This is a genomic window from Blastococcus xanthinilyticus (assembly GCF_008124835.1).
Taxonomy (GTDB): domain Bacteria; phylum Actinomycetota; class Actinomycetes; order Mycobacteriales; family Geodermatophilaceae; genus Blastococcus; species Blastococcus xanthinilyticus.
The window spans coordinates 66,386-81,480 of record NZ_VNHW01000004.1 but is presented as its reverse complement, the minus strand read 5'-3'; the positions used below and the strand labels follow the sequence as shown (position 1 = coordinate 81,480).

The 15,095-nt window shown below is 75.1% G+C and carries 16 protein-coding genes; 12 read left to right on the top strand and 4 right to left on the bottom strand.

Features of this window, described 5'->3' with window-relative positions; genetic code table 11:
- Nucleotides 1-2 precede the first annotated feature (2 nt).
- The 4 genes from BD833_RS07525 to BD833_RS07510 all read left to right on the top strand — a co-directional run bounded on the left by BD833_RS07525 (nucleotide 3) and on the right by BD833_RS07510 (nucleotide 2,982).
- Nucleotides 3-1,151, top strand: coding sequence for an ArsA family ATPase (locus tag BD833_RS07525; RefSeq protein WP_166532517.1), 1,149 nt, complete (start codon nucleotides 3-5; stop codon nucleotides 1,149-1,151).
- Nucleotides 1,148-1,534, top strand: coding sequence for a hypothetical protein (locus tag BD833_RS07520; RefSeq protein ID WP_166532516.1), 387 nt, complete (start codon nucleotides 1,148-1,150; stop codon nucleotides 1,532-1,534). Before BD833_RS07525 ends, BD833_RS07520 begins: the two co-directional genes overlap by 4 nt.
- Nucleotides 1,531-2,520 (top strand): ROK family glucokinase, encoded by a 990-nt coding sequence (locus BD833_RS07515; RefSeq protein WP_166532515.1) that lies wholly within the window; start codon nucleotides 1,531-1,533, stop codon nucleotides 2,518-2,520. Before BD833_RS07520 ends, BD833_RS07515 begins: the two co-directional genes overlap by 4 nt.
- Nucleotides 2,521-2,616: 96 nt before the next feature.
- Nucleotides 2,617-2,982, top strand: coding sequence for a YciI family protein (locus BD833_RS07510; RefSeq protein WP_166532514.1), 366 nt, complete (start codon nucleotides 2,617-2,619; stop codon nucleotides 2,980-2,982).
- 24 nt (nucleotides 2,983-3,006) lie between these two features.
- Here BD833_RS07510 and BD833_RS07505 read toward each other — a convergent pair whose 3' ends face one another.
- The 3 genes from BD833_RS07505 to BD833_RS07495 are packed head-to-tail and all read right to left on the bottom strand — an operon-like array spanning nucleotide 3,007 to nucleotide 5,757.
- Nucleotides 3,007-4,251: an ornithine cyclodeaminase, nickel-pincer nucleotide-dependent gene (locus BD833_RS07505; protein ID WP_166532513.1), complete on the bottom strand. Its 1,245-nt coding sequence runs from the start codon at nucleotides 4,249-4,251 to the stop codon at nucleotides 3,007-3,009.
- 16 nt (nucleotides 4,252-4,267) lie between these two features.
- A complete protein-coding gene (locus BD833_RS07500; RefSeq protein ID WP_166532512.1) occupies nucleotides 4,268-4,948 on the bottom strand; it encodes a hypothetical protein in 681 nt (226 codons plus the stop codon).
- Nucleotides 4,945-5,757, bottom strand: coding sequence for an alpha/beta hydrolase (locus tag BD833_RS07495; protein WP_208092417.1), 813 nt, complete (start codon nucleotides 5,755-5,757; stop codon nucleotides 4,945-4,947). Before BD833_RS07495 ends, BD833_RS07500 begins: the two co-directional genes overlap by 4 nt.
- A gap of 109 nt (nucleotides 5,758-5,866) precedes the next feature.
- Between BD833_RS07495 and BD833_RS07490 the strand changes: the two genes are divergently transcribed.
- The 5 genes from BD833_RS07490 (at nucleotide 5,867) to BD833_RS07470 (ending at nucleotide 9,446) form a co-directional block, all read left to right on the top strand.
- Nucleotides 5,867-6,628, top strand: a complete 762-nt coding sequence (locus BD833_RS07490; protein WP_243737516.1) for a lysophospholipid acyltransferase family protein — start codon at nucleotides 5,867-5,869, stop codon at nucleotides 6,626-6,628.
- Between the two features lie 101 nt (nucleotides 6,629-6,729).
- Nucleotides 6,730-7,179 (top strand): RidA family protein, encoded by a 450-nt coding sequence (locus BD833_RS07485; protein WP_208092415.1) that lies wholly within the window; start codon nucleotides 6,730-6,732, stop codon nucleotides 7,177-7,179.
- Complete coding sequence (locus tag BD833_RS07480; RefSeq protein ID WP_166532510.1) at nucleotides 7,176-7,664, top strand: polyadenylate-specific 3'-exoribonuclease AS; 489 nt, start codon at nucleotides 7,176-7,178, stop codon at nucleotides 7,662-7,664. The genes BD833_RS07485 and BD833_RS07480 overlap by 4 nt, the downstream gene beginning before the upstream one ends.
- Before the next feature lie 52 nt (nucleotides 7,665-7,716).
- The gene (locus tag BD833_RS07475; RefSeq protein ID WP_208092414.1) at nucleotides 7,717-8,928 is read left to right on the top strand and encodes a PucR family transcriptional regulator; all 1,212 of its coding nucleotides are present in this window, start codon (nucleotides 7,717-7,719) and stop codon (nucleotides 8,926-8,928) included.
- A 221-nt stretch (nucleotides 8,929-9,149) separates the two neighbouring features.
- Nucleotides 9,150-9,446 (top strand): STAS domain-containing protein, encoded by a 297-nt coding sequence (locus BD833_RS07470; protein ID WP_166532509.1) that lies wholly within the window; start codon nucleotides 9,150-9,152, stop codon nucleotides 9,444-9,446.
- A gap of 105 nt (nucleotides 9,447-9,551) precedes the next feature.
- Here the strand turns inward: BD833_RS07470 and BD833_RS07465 are convergent, their stop codons facing one another.
- Nucleotides 9,552-11,705 (bottom strand): methyl-accepting chemotaxis protein, encoded by a 2,154-nt coding sequence (locus tag BD833_RS07465; protein ID WP_243737515.1) that lies wholly within the window; start codon nucleotides 11,703-11,705, stop codon nucleotides 9,552-9,554.
- Nucleotides 11,706-12,163: 458 nt separating this feature from the next.
- On the opposite strand from BD833_RS07465, the gene BD833_RS07460 reads away from it, so the two are divergent.
- The 3 genes from BD833_RS07460 to BD833_RS07450 are packed head-to-tail and all read left to right on the top strand — an operon-like array spanning nucleotide 12,164 to nucleotide 15,083.
- The gene (locus tag BD833_RS07460; RefSeq protein WP_166532508.1) at nucleotides 12,164-13,501 is read left to right on the top strand and encodes a class II 3-deoxy-7-phosphoheptulonate synthase; all 1,338 of its coding nucleotides are present in this window, start codon (nucleotides 12,164-12,166) and stop codon (nucleotides 13,499-13,501) included.
- Nucleotides 13,498-14,544 (top strand): threonine aldolase family protein, encoded by a 1,047-nt coding sequence (locus BD833_RS07455; protein ID WP_166532507.1) that lies wholly within the window; start codon nucleotides 13,498-13,500, stop codon nucleotides 14,542-14,544. The genes BD833_RS07460 and BD833_RS07455 overlap by 4 nt, the downstream gene beginning before the upstream one ends.
- Nucleotides 14,545-14,573: 29 nt before the next feature.
- The gene (locus BD833_RS07450; RefSeq protein ID WP_166532506.1) at nucleotides 14,574-15,083 is read left to right on the top strand and encodes a hypothetical protein; all 510 of its coding nucleotides are present in this window, start codon (nucleotides 14,574-14,576) and stop codon (nucleotides 15,081-15,083) included.
- Nucleotides 15,084-15,095: the final 12 nt, after the last annotated feature.

Sequence of the window (15,095 nt, the reverse complement as noted above, 5' to 3'; positions counted from 1 at the left end):
GGGTGCGCACGCTGCTGGTCACCGGCCCGGGCGGGGCCGGGACCTCGACCGTGGCGACGGCGGCCGCCGCCCGGTTCGCCCGCGAGGGCCGGCGCACCGCGCTGCTGACCCGCCGGCCCCTCCCGGTCCCCGGTGCGGAGCAGGTGCCGGGGCTCCGCGTGGAGCGGGTCAGCGGCGCGCGGGCGGCCGAGGAGCTGTGGGCCGGGCAGGCCGGCGTGCTCGGCGGGCTGCTGCCGCACCTGACGCTCCCGCCGGCCACCTCCGTGGTGCCGCTGCCGGGCGCGGACGACCTCGCCCTGCTGGCGGCCCTCGGCCGGGCGGACGAGGACGTCGTGGTCGTCGACGCCGGGCCGTTGCGCGACGGCGTGGCGTTCGCCGCCCTGCCCGGAGTGCTGCGCTGGTGGCTGGCCCAGGTGCTGCCCCCGACGGCGCGCGCCCTGGCCGCCGTCCGGACGGCCACCGTGGCGGCCGGCGCGGCGCGGCGCGGGCCGCTCGACGCCCTGCTCGGCGTCGTTCCCCAGGTGGAGCGGCTGCTGGCCGCCGACCGGCTGGCCGACCCGACGACGACGGCGCTCTGGCTCGTCGCCGGGGCCCGGGCCGCCGCGGTTCCCGCGCTCCGGGACGCGGCGCCGGTGCTGGCCTTGCACGGGCTGCGGCCGGCGGCCCTCCTCGCCCGGACCCTGCCCGACGGTGGCACGGGGGAGTGGTGGGCGGCCCGCGCGGCGGAGCAGGGCGCCGCGCTCGACGCGCTCGCGGAGCTCGGCCCGGTGCACGCCGTCCCCGAGCTGGCCGGGGCGCCCGCCGACGTCGCCGCGGCCGTGCGGCTGCTACCGGACGTCCCCCTGCCCACCACCGGTGGGCCGCCGCCCCCCGCTCCGCGGCGACAGGACGGGGGCTGGGAGCTGACGGTCCCCCTGCCGTTCGCCGAGCGCGCCGAGGTGGGCCTGACCCGGTGGGGCGATGACCTCGTGATCGGCGTGGGGGAGGATCGGCGTTCGCTGCGCCTGGACTCGTTGCTGCGCCGGTGCGAGGTGACGGGGGGCCGGCTGGCCGATCCCCGCACCGCCGACGCGCGGCTCGAGATCAGCTTCCGCCCGGATCCGCAGCAGTGGCCGGCCGACCTCCTGGCGGCCGAGGGGAGGAACGCATGACCACCGGAGCCGACTGGCTCGACCAGGCGCGCCGTCTGGTCGACGCCGTCCAGGCCGGGGCCGGCCCGCGCCCGGAGCCGGCCGGGGACGCCCACGGCGACGACTGCCGCTGGTGCCCGGTCTGCCAGCTGGCGGCGGTGCTCCGTGGCGAGCGCCCCGAGGTGACCGCGGCGCTGGCCGACGTGCTCACCACGACGGCTGCCGCGCTGCGGACGTTCGCCGAGAGCCCGACCCCGGCCGACGCCCCGCCCGCCGCCGACGCCCCGCCCGCCGCCGACGCCCCGCCCGCCGCCGACGCCCCGCCCCCCGCCGACGCCCCGGCCGCCGCCGAGCGGCCGCGCGGGGACGAGCAGCTCCCGGTCCAGCGGATCGACATCGCGTGAGCACGCCGGACGCGGCCCTGCTGCCGGCGCTCGGGATCGACATCGGTGGCACCAAGGTCGCCGGCGGGCTGGTGGCCCCGGACGGGAAGATCCTCGCCACCGCGCGCCGCGCCACCCCGGGTGCCTCGGTCACCGACACCGAGGACGCCATCGTCGCCGTCGTCGAGGAACTGGCCGGCGGGCACGCGGGCGAGCTCGTCGGGGTGGGCGTGGGCGCGGCCGGCTGGTTCGACCGCACCGGCGACACGGTGCTGTTCAGCCCGCACCTGGCCTGGCGCAACTCGACCCTGCGCAAGGACCTCGGCGCCCGCCTGCAGCGCCCGCTGTGGGTGGGCAACGACGCCGACGCGGCGGCCTGGGCGGAGTACCGCTACGGCGCCGCGCAGGGCGCCGACCTCGCCCTGATGGTCACGCTGGGCACCGGCATCGGCGGCGGGATCGTCCTCGACGGCCGGCTGCGCCGCGGCTCGCACGGCGTCGCGGGCGAGTGGGGGCACATGCGCGTGGTGCCCGACGGACGGCTCTGCGCCTGCGGCAACCGCGGCTGCTGGGAGCAGTACGCCAGCGGCACCGCGCTGGGGCAGACGGCGCGCGAGGTGGCCCGCACGTCACCGGCGGCCGCGGCCCTGCTGCTGGAGCGGGTGGACTGCGAGCCCGACCGGCTCACCGGCGAGCACGTCGCCCGCGCCGCATACGACGGCGACCCGTTGGCCCTGGAGCTGGTCACCGAGGTGGGCTACTGGCTGGGCCAGGGCATCGCCGACCTGGCCGCGGTGCTCGACCCGGAGGTCGTGGTGATCGGCGGCGGGGTGAGCGTGCTGGGGGAGATGGTGCTGCGCCCCGCGCGGGAGCGGCTGGAACGGGCGCTGCCCGGGCGCGGCTTCCGGCCGGGCCCGCGGATCGTGGCGGCGGGCCTGGGCGCCCAGGCCGGCATCGTCGGCGCCGCCGACCTGGTCAGGAGGGCCGTCGCCGAGGGCGACGCCTGATCCTCGGGCACGACCGATGAGATCGGGCGGCGGTGGGGGTCATCAGCGCGGAGGCGGAGCCGGAGCGGCCCGCCGCGACGACCTCGGAGGACCACCGTGACCCAGTACCTGCTGTCCATGCCGCACGACTCGGCCGAGGAGCCGACGATGGCGACGATGGAGCCGGCCGAGCTCGAGGCCGCGCTGGCCGCAGCCGGCGCGTTCATCGAGGAGCTGACGGCTTCGGGCGCCCTCGTCTTCGCCGGAGGCCTGCACCCGCCGTCGACGGCGGTCACCGTCGACAACACCGGTGAGCACCTCGCCCTCGCCGACGAGCCGTTCACCCGGGCACCGGAGTACCTCGGCGGGTTCTGGGTCATCGAGGCACCCGACCAGGAGGTCGCCGTCCACTGGGCTGCGAAGGCGTCGAAGGCGCTCGGTGCCCGGATCGAGGTCCGCACGTTCCAGGAGGTGCCGGCCTAGCCGCACCCGGCGGGACGGGCCCGGTCACTCCGGGGCGAGCTCGCGGGCCAGCTGCTCCAGGAACAGGCCGATGTCGGTGACGATGCCCATGGCCTGGGCGCTCCCGCGGTCGGCCAGCTTGGTCACCGTCGCCGGGTTGATGTCCACGCAGACCAGCGGGATCGACGCCGGCAGCAGGTTCCCGGTGGCGATGGAGTGCAGCATCGTCGCGACCATGATCGCGAAGCCCACGTCGTGCAGCTCGGCGCGCATCGCGCGCTGGCCCTCGATCACGTCGGTGTGCACGTCGGGCAGCGGACCGTCGTCGCGGACCGACCCGACCAGCACGAACGGCTTGCCCGCCGCCACCATCGCGTACATCACCCCGCCGGTGAGCACCCCGGTCTCGACGGCGGCGGCGATGGAGCCGGCCCGGCGGATCGTGTTGATGGCCCGGATGTGGTGCTCGTGGCCGTGCGGCACACCCGAGCCCTTGGCCAGGTCGACGCCCAGGGACGTGCCGAAGAGCGCCGACTCGATGTCGTGGGTGGCCAGCGCGTTGCCGGCGAAGAGGACGTCGACGTACCCGGCCCGGACCAGCCGGACCATGGCGGGCGCGGCCCCGGTGTGCACGACCGCCGGCCCACCCACCCACAGCACGCGCTTGCCGGCCGCCTTGACCTCCCGCAGCCGCTCGGCGATCTGCCGCACCAGCAGCGCCTGGGGCTTCTCGCTGGACACCGCGGACGACATGAACCCGAAGTCGTCCTCCTCGCCGCGGGCCGGCGTCGGCGGCAGCTCCACCCGGACGCCGGCGGCCCCGCAGACCACCGCGTCCCCGGCGCGGACGTCGCTCACCGGGACGGTGCGCACGACGGCGTCCCCGCCGTCCCCGCGGGTGACCACCAGGCCGCAGTCCATCTCGGGATTGCCCACCCGCAGCCACTCCCGGTCCAGCCGGACGAGGGTGTCGAGGTTGGTCGTGGAGTAGAAGTCGTCGGGGAACACCCCGTCCGCCGGCGCCGGACGGGTCGTCGCGGTGCCCGGGTCGACCGGGTTCGCCCCGTGCACCTGCACCCGCATGAGGATCCGGTCGAGCTTCTCGGCCCCGTCGGCCCGCACCTCGATCAGCGCGGTCGACTCGTCCTCGTGCTCGCGGCCGAGGTCAAGCCGGGTGATCCGGTAGTCGCCGCCGTACTCCAGGACGTCGTCCAGGACCCGCGCCAGGACGCCGGTGTCCATGAGGTGCCCGGTCACGGTGACGGTGGCCGTGGAGGTGACGCTGCTCACCCGGGCGACGCTACCGCTAGACGACGGCGCCGTCGTCGCCGTCGTCGGACCGGTCGCGCATGCGCGAGACCAGCACGGCCACGCCGCCGACGACGACCGCGAGGCCCAGCACCAGCCCGACGTCGTCCGAGAGCCCCAGCGCGCTCGGGGCGCCGATGAGCAGGATGCCCGCGGCCACGAGCAGCACGGCGTAGAGCGCGGCCGGTGCCGGCACGGGCAGGGGCGGCGGGGGCGGGGGCTCGTAGTGCTCCTCGGGCCGGTCGAGGATCGGTACCTCCGCAGGGGCCGGCGGGAGCACCTCGGCGGGGGACGCACCGACGGCGGGCCGCCCGTGCTCGGCCTCGAACGCGGCCACGATGCGCCGCCACTCGGCGTCCTCGTCCAGCGCCGGGCCGGGAGGGCGGCGCACGACCCGGGGCTCGGCGGGGTGCTCGTCGGCGTACTGGTCGACCAGCCCGCGGGCCTCCGCCGAGCGCGTGCGGTCGACGAACAGCCGGTCCGAGGGCGGGCTGGGCAGGAAGACCGACCGGGTGTACGGCGCGACGTCGGCGGCCGGCTCCAGGTAGGCGGGGATGCCCGCGGCCTGGAGCACGTCCAGGAGGTGTTCGCCGACGCGGGGGTCGACGTCGCGCAGCGGGCTCCACAGCGTCGCGTCCAGGCCGTTGTCCCGGCGCCCGCGCCCGCGTCGTTCGGTCATCGGGAACCGGCCGGGCCGGGCTTCCCGGCGGGCACGCGCTCGCGGATCCACGCCACCGAGCGATCGAAGATCATCGGGGCGTCGTTGTCCAGCGTGGCCACGTGGTAGCTGTCCTCCAGCAGGACCTCGCTGGTGTCGGTGCTGCCGACCCCGGTCAGCAGGATCGTGCTGTTGACCGGCTCGACGACGTGGTCCTCGACGCTGTGGAAGACGATCACCGGCGCGGTCACCCGCCAGAGGTCGGCCCGGGTCGCCACCCACAGGCGGCGCAGCTGCAGCATCGCCCGGGTCGGCAGCTTGGGATAGGCCAGCTCGGTGACGCCGGGCTTCTTGATGTCGCTGGCGATCGGCGCCCAGCTGGGGGTCAGCCGGGCCAGCAGCGGGAGCAGCTTGGCGTCCAGGCGCTGGGTCATCAGCGCCGGGTTGACCAGCAGCAGGCCGGCCACCTCGCCGGGCCGGACCTCGGCCAGCCGGGTGGCCAGCGTCCCGCCCATCGACAGGCCCGCCACGAACACCCGGTCGCACCGCGCGGCGAGGTCGTCGAAGGCCTCCTCGACCGTCGCCGTCCACTGGTCGGAGGTGCTGGTGTTGCACTCCTGCCAGCAGGTGCCGTGGCCGGGCAGCAGGGGGCACCGGACGGCGAAGCCCTGGCCGGCCAGGTGCTCGCCCCAGGCGCGCACGCTCATCGGCGTCCCGGTGAAGCCGTGCACGAGCAGGACACCGGTGCGGCCCTCGGGGCCCTCGCCCCCCGGGAAGTCGAACGGCTCGGCACCGGCCATGACCTCGGCAGCGGGGGTCGGTCCGGGCACGTGTCCTCCTCGGAGTCCGGCGACGGCGCCGGTGTCAGCTAGCTCACGATGGGGCTCCGATTGTGATTCGGGCCCCAGGCTCCCTAGTCTGGCAGTCCCCGAGGGAGGCGTGTTGTTCTACTGGTTCCTCAAGTTCGTCGCGATCGGCCCGCCGGCGCGGGTCGTCTTCCGCCCGAAGGTGGAGGGCATCGAGCACGTGCCCGCGACGGGCGCCGCGATCCTGGCGAGCAACCACCTGTCCGCGGCGGACTGGATCTTCATGCCGCTGCAGCTCAAGCGACGCGTCACCTTCCTCGCGAAGGCCGAGTACTTCACCGGCACCGGGGTGAAGGGCTTCCTGCAGCGGGCGTTCTTCTCCGGCGCCGGGCAGGTGCCGATCGACCGGTCCAGCGCGTCGGCGGCCGAGAACGCGATCCAGACCGGCATCCGCATCCTCCGCCAGGGCAAGGTCCTGGGCATCTACCCCGAGGGCACCCGCTCGCCCGACGGGCGGCTCTACCGCGGCAAGATCGGCGTCGCGCGCATGGCGCTGGAGACCGGTGCGCCCGTCGTCCCGCTGGCCATGGTCTACACCACCCGGCGGCTGCCGTTCGGCAAGGAGCTCACCCAGGTGCGGGTGCGGATCGGGAAGCCGCTGGACTTCAGCCGGTACGAGGGTCTGGCCGGTGATCGCTTCGTCGAGCGCTCGATCACCGACGAGGTCATGTACGAGATCATGACGCTGTCGAGCCAGGAGTACGTCGACGTCTACGGCGCCGCGGTGAAGAAGTCGATGGACGCGACCGGCGCCAGCGCCAGCGAGGTCATCGCCACGCTCCAGCCGCCGGCCACCGAGGCCGCGGACCGCGCACCCACCTCGCTCGCCGGCTAGCGCGGCAGCAGCCGGTCGCGCCCGTCCCGGCCGGTGTGCAGCCGCCGGGTGGCCTGCCGCCCGGCAGGCGTCCGCCGCGCCGGTGACCCATGATCGGCTCCGTGAGCCACGGCATCGAGTTCGTCCGTCCCGCCGGTCTCGCCGGGAGCGTGCCGTACGCGTACGCGTCGGTCACCGACCCCGGGCGCATGGTCTTCACCGCCGGCGCCTGCCCGCTGGACGGCGACGGGGCCACCGTGGCCGTCGGCGACGTCGCGGGTCAGGCCCGACAGGTGATGACCAATCTCGCGGCCGCCCTGGAGGGGGCCGGCGCCGGGCTGGGCGACGTCCTGAAGACGACCGTGTACGTCGTGACCACCGACCGCGACGACCTCGTCGCCGCCTGGGACGTCGTCCGCGCGGCCTTCGGCGACCACGACGCCCCCAGCACGCTGGTCGGCGTGACGGTGCTCGGCCATCCCGACCAGCTCGTCGAGGTGGAGGCGATCGCCGTCCGCGACTCGTGGCAGGAGCCGGCGCCCCCGCACGACGGATCTACGGTGGGCGCGTGACGCGGCGCTACTTCTACGACACCGAGTTCATCGAGGACGGGACCACCATCGACCTGGTGTCGATCGGGGTCGTCGACGAGACCGGCCGGGAGTTCTACGCCGTCAGCACCGGGTTCGACGAACGCCGGGCCATCCCGTGGGTGCGGCGGAACGTGCTCGACCAGCTGCCCCCGCCGGCGGACAAGGCCTGGCGCAGCCGGGAGCGGATCCGCGACGACCTGCTCTCCTTCCTGACCGCCCCGGGGGAGGAGATCGAGCTCTGGGCCTGGTTCGCCGCCTACGACCACGTGGTCCTGTGCCAGCTGTGGGGCGCGATGCCCGCGCTGCCCCGGTCGATCCCGCGGTTCACCCGCGAGCTGCGCCAGCGCTGGGACGACCGCGGGCAGCCGCCGCTGCCGCCCAAGCCGGCCGGCACCCACGACGCCCTGGTCGACGCCCGCTACAACCTCGCCCGCTGGAGGGCGATGGAGGCGGCCCCGGCGTGAGCCGCGAGCCGGGACGGGCTGCTCCCCTCCGGGCGGCGGGAGAGTGGGACGGGTGAGCCGGGCGGTCGAGGAGTCGGCGTCCGCGGCGGTCGCCGAGGTCGGTGCGGCGGCGGGCCGCGAGCACGGGCTGCCGACGTCCCTGGTGGAGGGGTACCTGACCACCCTCGTCGAGGTGGCCGTGCACGGCCGGCGCCTGACGGACGACGAGGTGGCCCACTGCCGGCACCTCGGCGCCGAGGCCGCGCAGCAGGGGGTGGCGCTGCCGGCGTTGGTGGACCTGTACATGAGCGCTTCGCGCCGGCTGTGGCCGCGGCTGCCCGGCCTCGTCGCGCAGGCGCGCGGCCGGCCGGTGGGCTCCGCGGCCCTCGTGGCGGTGGGGGAGGCGGTGTGGCAGGGGGCCGACACCGCACTCGCGGCCCTCGCGGCCGGGCACGAGGAGGCCCAGCGGGAAGTGGTCCGCCGGGAGGAGGCCTTCCGGCGGGAGTTCGTCGACGACCTGCTCACCGGCCGGTCGGAGGTCGGCTCGCTGGTGGAGCGCGCCGAACGCCTGGGCATGGCCCTGGCCGGCAGCCACACCGTCACGGTGGCGGCCACGGACCGGCCGGCCGACTCGGGGATGCATCTCACGAGGTGGCTGGAGGACGCGGCGCGCGCCCGGTTCGGCGACCGGGACCTGCTCGTGGAGGCCAGGGACGGCCGGCTGGTGAGCGTCCTCTCCGGCGGCCCGGCGCAGCCCGGTCGCGAGGGCGACGGCCAGGCCCTCGCGGAGGCCGCGGGGCCGGCCGTGGCGCGGCTGACCCGCCGGCCGGACTGGCGCGTCGGCGTGGGGCGCACCCATGCCGGCCCGAGGGGCGTGCTGAGGTCCTACCGCGAGGCGGTGGACGCGCTGGAGGTCGCCGAGCGGCTCGGCCTCCCCGACCGGGTGGTCCACGCGCGCGACATGCTCGTCTACCGCGTGCTGCTGCGGGACGAGGCCGCCATCTCCGACCTGGTCGGCACGGTGCTCGGCCCGCTCACCGGGGCCCGCGGTGGCGCCGAGCCGCTGGTGGCGACCGTGGAGGCGTACTTCGCCGACGGGCGCAACGCGGCGTCGGCCGGACGCCGGCTGCACCTCAGCGTCCGGGCGGTCACCTACCGCCTCCAGCGGGTGCGCGAGCTCACCGGCTACGACCCCGCCGACCCGGCCGACCAGCTCGCGCTCATGGTGGCCGTGACCGGGGCGCGACTGCTGGACTGGCCCGCCACACCGCTGGTCTCGGAGTGAGGCGCGGCGGTGGAACTGCCGGGTCACGGCAACGACCGCGGGCAGTAGTCGTCCGGCCGTGGACCTGCCGCACGGCGCGGAATCCCACCTAGCGTCGGAGCATGACACGGCCCGCCCACCCGCTCCCGCCGTTCCGTGACCGCTCCGCCGCCGCGCCCTCGCGCCGGCCGGACCCCGCCCGCCGACGGCGCCGGACCGGCCCGCTGCCGCACGCTGGCCGGGTGCCCGGTGCAGATGCCACGGCGCTGTCGGTCGAGGTGCGGCGCGACGGCGACCGGCCGGTGGTCGCCGCCTCCGGTGAGCTGGACGTCCTCGGCCGGGAGCTGCTCGATGCGGTCCTGAGCCACGTGCGCGAGACCCACTCGGGGGTCGTCGCCGTCGACCTGTCCGGGGTGTCCTTCGTCGACTCGCACGGCCTGGCGCCGGCCCTCGGCGCGGACGTCGTCCTGGTGGCCGCCTCCCCGCCGGTGTGCCGGCTGCTGCGGCTCATGGGGCTCCCGGTCCCCGCCATGCGTTGACGTCCCCGCCATGCCCTGACGTCCGGGGCGGCCGACGTCGCCCCGGTGCGCGAGAGCCCCCCTCCCGGTTCCGGGAGAGGGGCTCTCGTGCGTGCACGGGAGTGCTCAGACGGTGAAGACCCCCAGCAGGCGGTTCAGCTCGCGGGACAGGGCGTCGAGCTCCTGCGCGGCGGCCCGGGCCCGCTCCACGTCGGCGGCGCTGTCGTCGGCGTCCCGGCTGACCGTGGTCAGCGTGGTGGTCACCGTGCCGGCGCCCTCGGCGGCCGTGGCCACGCTGCGGGTCAGCTCACGGGTGGTGGCGGTCTGCTCCTCCACGGCGCTGGCGATCGTCGTCTGGTGGTCGTTGATCGATCGGACCACCTCGGCGATCCGGGAGATCGACCCGACGGCGGCGGTGGTCTCGGACTGGATGCCCTGGACCCGCTGCGCGATCTCCTCGCTGGCCTTGGCCGCCTCCTGGGCCAGCTCCTTGACCTCGTTGGCGACGACGGCGAAGCCCTTGCCCGCGTCGCCGGCCCGCGCGGCCTCGATGGTGGCGTTGAGGGCCAGCAGGTTGGTCTGCTCCGCGACCCCGGAGATCACCTTGACGACGTCGCCGATCTCCGCCGAGCTGGCGCCGAGCGCGGCGATGGTCGTCTCGGTCTGCTCCGCCAGCGAGGCGGCCATGCGGCCGACCTCGGCCGCCTCGGCGGCGCTGCGGGCGATCTCGGTGATCGAGGCGCCCATCTCCTCGGCGCCGGCCGCGGCCGAGGAGACGCTGCTGCTGATCTCGGCGGCGACGCCGTGCGCGCCCTGCGCCTGGTCACGGCTGCGGGCGGCCCGCGTGGCGAGGCCGTCGGCGACGGTCGAGACACCGGCGGCGGAGCCGGCGACCTGCTGGGCGCACCGGTGGATGTCGCGGACGGTGCCGGCGACTTTGTCCACGAAGCGGTTGAACGCCCCGGACAGCTGGCCGACCTCGTCGTCGCGAGAGTCGTCCATGCGCTGGGTCAGGTCGCCCTCGCCGTCGGCGATCTCGGCCATGCGGTCGCGCAGGCAGACCAGCGGCTGGGTCAGTCGGCGGCCGACCCAGAGCGCGATCAGCCCACCCAGCACGGCGATCACGACGGCGGCGAGCACCAGGGCCCAGACCATCGCGGTCCGGCCCTCGTCCAGCGCGTCCTTGGCGCCGGCGAAGTCGGCGTCCCGGGTGACGGCGGTGATCACCCAGTCCCACGGCGCGTAGTAGGAGACCCGCGCGGTCGTCGGGCCGGCCTCGGGGTCGACGTAGCGCACGGTGGCCTGCTCGCCCTCCCCGAGCTGCACCGCGGCGTCGACGATCTGCTGCACGTAGGGGTCGCCGTCGGCGTCGGTCGCCTCGAGCAGCTGCTCGCCGTCACGGGCGCCGTCGGGGCTGATCAGCACGGTGCCGGCGCGGTCGCCGGTCCCGCCGTAGACCTCGATGTGGCCGTTCTCGCCGATGGTGGTCGCCTCGAGGCCCTGGCGGAGGGCGGGCAGGTTGGTCTGCTTCACGCCGACGTAGAGGACGCCGATCACGTCACCGGCGGGGCCGAGGATCGGCTCGTAGGCCGACACCAGCCAGGAGTCCACCACGAAGGCGTTGCCGCGGAAGGTCTGCCCGTTGCTCACGGCGGCGGCGACCGGGTTGGGCTTGCCGTCGGGGTTGACGGCCGGGATGTACGTGCCGATGGCGCGGGACCCGTTGGCGGCCTGCACGTTCGTCGCCACGCGGAGGAAGTTGCCCTCGGGGGTCTTCTGGAAGATCGTCACGGTGGCGCCGACCATCTGCATGATCGGGTCGACCACGGGGGTGGGGACGGCGGCGTCGCTGTTCTGGCCCAGCCACTGGCCGCCGATCAGCACCCGCGGCAGCAGCACCGGGGTGACCTCTCCGGTCATCTGGTTCTTGGCGTCCCAGGCGACCGGGTCCTTCCCGGATCCGTCGATCGCGAAGCCGCCGGACTGCTGCAGGACGTACCGGGCCGCGTTGAGGTCGTAGTCGACCTTCATCGCCGTCGAGGCGCCCTGGGTGGAGACGAGGTCGTAGGCGCCACGGGCGGCGCGGCTGATGTCCTCGGCCACCAGGGCGTCCATGTCACGGGCGGCGGCGTCGGCGAAGTCGCTGCTCTGCCAGGCGCTGACGCCACCCATCGCGACGCCGGTAACCACGACGCTGCTCACCGCCAGCGCCACCACCTTGGCGCGGATGCCCCAGGAGGAAGGGCGGGCCCAGGGGGGCGGGGTCGTCCTGCGCATCATCGGCCTTCCGGTCATCAGTGGTGGCCACGTGCCACCTCCGTTCCCTGTCTCGGCACGCCGGAGCCGATGCCGCACCGGAATGGCCGCTCGTGATTTCTTCGTCATCGAATGTGACTGGTGGGACCGGTGGTGTGTACTCGCTACAGCTCCGGAATTGGTCGAGAGGGGCCACCGGTCGGAGCAGATGCCGCGGGATCCCGGGCCATCCGGCGTCCTCAGACCTGTCCGGGAATGCCTGCGCCATTCGCGTTGGGGCCATTCGGTGGGCCACCACAGAATTGTCGTCGCCGACCATTTCCCGTGCCGGCGACCGCCCCGCCGGCCGGCCGCGGGCGCGGTGCGGCTCCGGGCCCGGTGGACCGCCGGGGCGCGGCCGGTGCCGGCCGCGGGGCCCGCACAGCGGGAATGGGACGGCGCTCTCGTCGAGCGGGACGACGGTCGCCCGTACCCTGAGCGGTGTGAGTCTCCCCGAATCGGTCCCGACGGTGCCCGGCCTGGACAGGTGGCGGGAGCTGCCCGCCGCCCAGCAGCCGCGGTGGCCCGACCGGGCCGCCCTCGACGCTGTGCTGGAGACGCTGTCCACGGTGCCGCCGATCGTCGCCCCCAGCGAGGTCGACACGCTGCGCGCGCAGCTGGCCGACGTCGCCCAGGGCAAGGCGTTCCTGCTGCAGGGCGGTGACTGCGCCGAGACCTTCGACCTCAACACCGAGCCGCACCTGCAGGCCACCACGCGGACGATGCTGCAGATGGCCGTCGTCCTCACCTACGGCGCGAGCGTGCCGGTGGTCAAGGTCGGCCGGGTGGCCGGGCAGTACGCCAAGCCGCGCTCGTCGGACACCGACGCCCTGGGCCTGCCGTCCTACCGCGGCGACATGGTGAACTCGCTGGAGCCGGTGCTGGAGAAGCGGATCCCCGACCCGAACCGGCTGGTGCGGGCGTACGCGAACTCCGCGGCCGCGATGAACATGATCCGGGCCTACGCCCGCGGCGGCCTCGCCGACCTGCACGCCGTCCACGACTGGAACCGCGACTTCGTCGCGAGCTCCCCGGCCGGCGTGCGCTACGAGGTGATCGCCCGGGAGATCGACCGCGCGCTGGCGTTCATGCGGGCCTGTGGCATCGAGTCCGACGCACTGCGCGGCGTGGAGCTGTTCAACTCGCACGAGGCGCTGATCCTCGACTACGAGCGCGCGCTGCTGCGCATGCACGAGGGCCGCCCCTACGCCCTGTCGGCCCACTTCGTGTGGGTGGGGGAGCGGACCCGGCAGATGGACGGCGCGCACATCGAGTTCGTCTCGAAGCTGGCCAACCCGATCGGCGTGAAGATCGGCCCGACGACGACGCCGGAGCAGGCCACCGAGCTGGTCGAGCGGCTGGACCCCGACGGCGTCCCCGGCAAGCTGACCCTGATCAGCCGCATGGGCAACGGCAAGATCCGCGACGTCCTCCCCGGCATCGTCGAGAAGGTCACCGCCTCCGGCCACCAGGTGGTGTGGCAGTGCGACCCGATGCACGGCAACACCCACGAGTCGCCGACCGGCTACAAGACCCGGCACTTCGACCGCGTCGTCGACGAGGTGCTCGGCTTCTTCGACGTCCACCGGGCGCTGGGCACCTGGCCGGGCGGGATCCACGTCGAGCTGACCGGTGAGGACGTCACGGAGTGCCTCGGCGGCGCCATGGAGATCAGCGACGAGGACCTCAACAGCCGGTACGAGACCGCCTGCGACCCGCGCCTGAACACCGGGCAGTCGCTGGAGCTGGCCTTCCTCGTCGCGGAGATGCTGCGGGGATGAGCGACGCCGCCGACCTGATCGACCTCCGGTCCGACACGGTCACCAGGCCCACCCCCGGCATGCGCCGGGCCATGGCCGAGGCCGAGGTCGGCGACGACGTCTACGTCGAGGACCCCACCGTCCGGGCCCTGGAGGAGCGGACCGCGGAGCTGTTCGGCCACGAGGCCGCGATGTTCGTGCCGTCGGGGACGATGGGCAACCAGATCGGCATGCGCCTGGTCTGCGAGCCGGGCCAGGAGGTCCTCTGCGACGCCGACGCGCACGTCGTCACCTACGAGATGGGCGCCGCGGCGGCCATCTTCGGGATCTCCACGCGCACGGTCGTCTCGGGGCTGTCGGGGCGGGATGGTGGGAGAGGGCATGGCCGGCTGGACGCGCAGCAGCTGATCGAGCAGGTGCGGCCGAAGGACAACTGGCACCTGACCGCCACGGCCGCGATCGCGGTGGAGAACTCGCACAACCGCGGCGGTGGCCTGGTGCAGCCGCTGGACCAGCTGCAGCAGCTGTGGGACTGGTCGCGCACGGCGGATGTCGCCGTCCACCTCGACGGGGCCCGCATCTGGAACGCGCACGCCTCCTCCGGCGTGCCGCTGTCCACCTACGGCGGGCTGGCCGACACCGCGTCGGTCTGCTTCTCCAAGGGCCTCGGGACGCCGGTCGGCTCGGTGCTGGTCGCCTCGGCGGAGCGGATCGCGACCGCGCGGCTGTGGCGGAAGCGGCTGGGCGGCGGCATGCGGCAGGTCGGCGTCCTGGCGGCGGCCTGCACCTACGCGCTGGACCACCACCTGCCGCGGCTGGGGGAGGACCACGAGCACGCGCGGCTGCTGGCCAAGCGGCTCGGGGTCGACCCGGCGACGGTCGAGACCAACATGGTGGTGCTCGAGGGCGTCGAGGCGCCGATGGTCGCCGAGGCGGCCAAGGCCCGCGGTGTGCTGGTCAGCCAGGTGAGCGCCTCGCGGATCCGCCTGGTCACCCACCTGGACGTCGATCGGGCCGCCGTCGATCGGGCCGGCGACGTCCTCGCGGAGCTGCTCGGCCGCTGAGCCGGGTGTGGACCAGGGGGAGTGGCCGTGTGATCCGGATGCTCCGTGCGCCGGTCGTGCTCCTCTGGGTCGCAGCCGGGGTGACAGCCGGGTGCGGATCGGCCGGCGAGCCCGCGATCGCGACAACCCCGTCGACGACCTCGGCCGGCACGGCCGACTGCGACACCACGCCCCGGCTGGCCGACGATCCACCGGCCGAGCTCGTCGAGCAGCTGGGCGGGGCCGGCGATCCGCAGGTCGTCGGCACGGGCCGGCTGTTCGTCCTCGTGCCGGTGGAGGGCACCTGGGGAGACGCCGCCGAACGGCGCCGCGACGAGTTCTACGTCAAGCTCGGCGTCTGGGTAGGAGCGGATGCCCAGCCGGAGATCGAGGTCCGATCCACGGACGGCGATGCCCGGGGCCGGGCCGAGCCGGCGCCGACGGCCGCAGGTCTCCCGGGGTTCCTGCCCACCGGGGTGCACCTGCCGACCGCGGGTTGCTGGCGCGTCACCGCCCGGCTCGCCGACGACGTCGCCGTGATCCACATCCGCGTCGGGTGAGTCATCGGACCC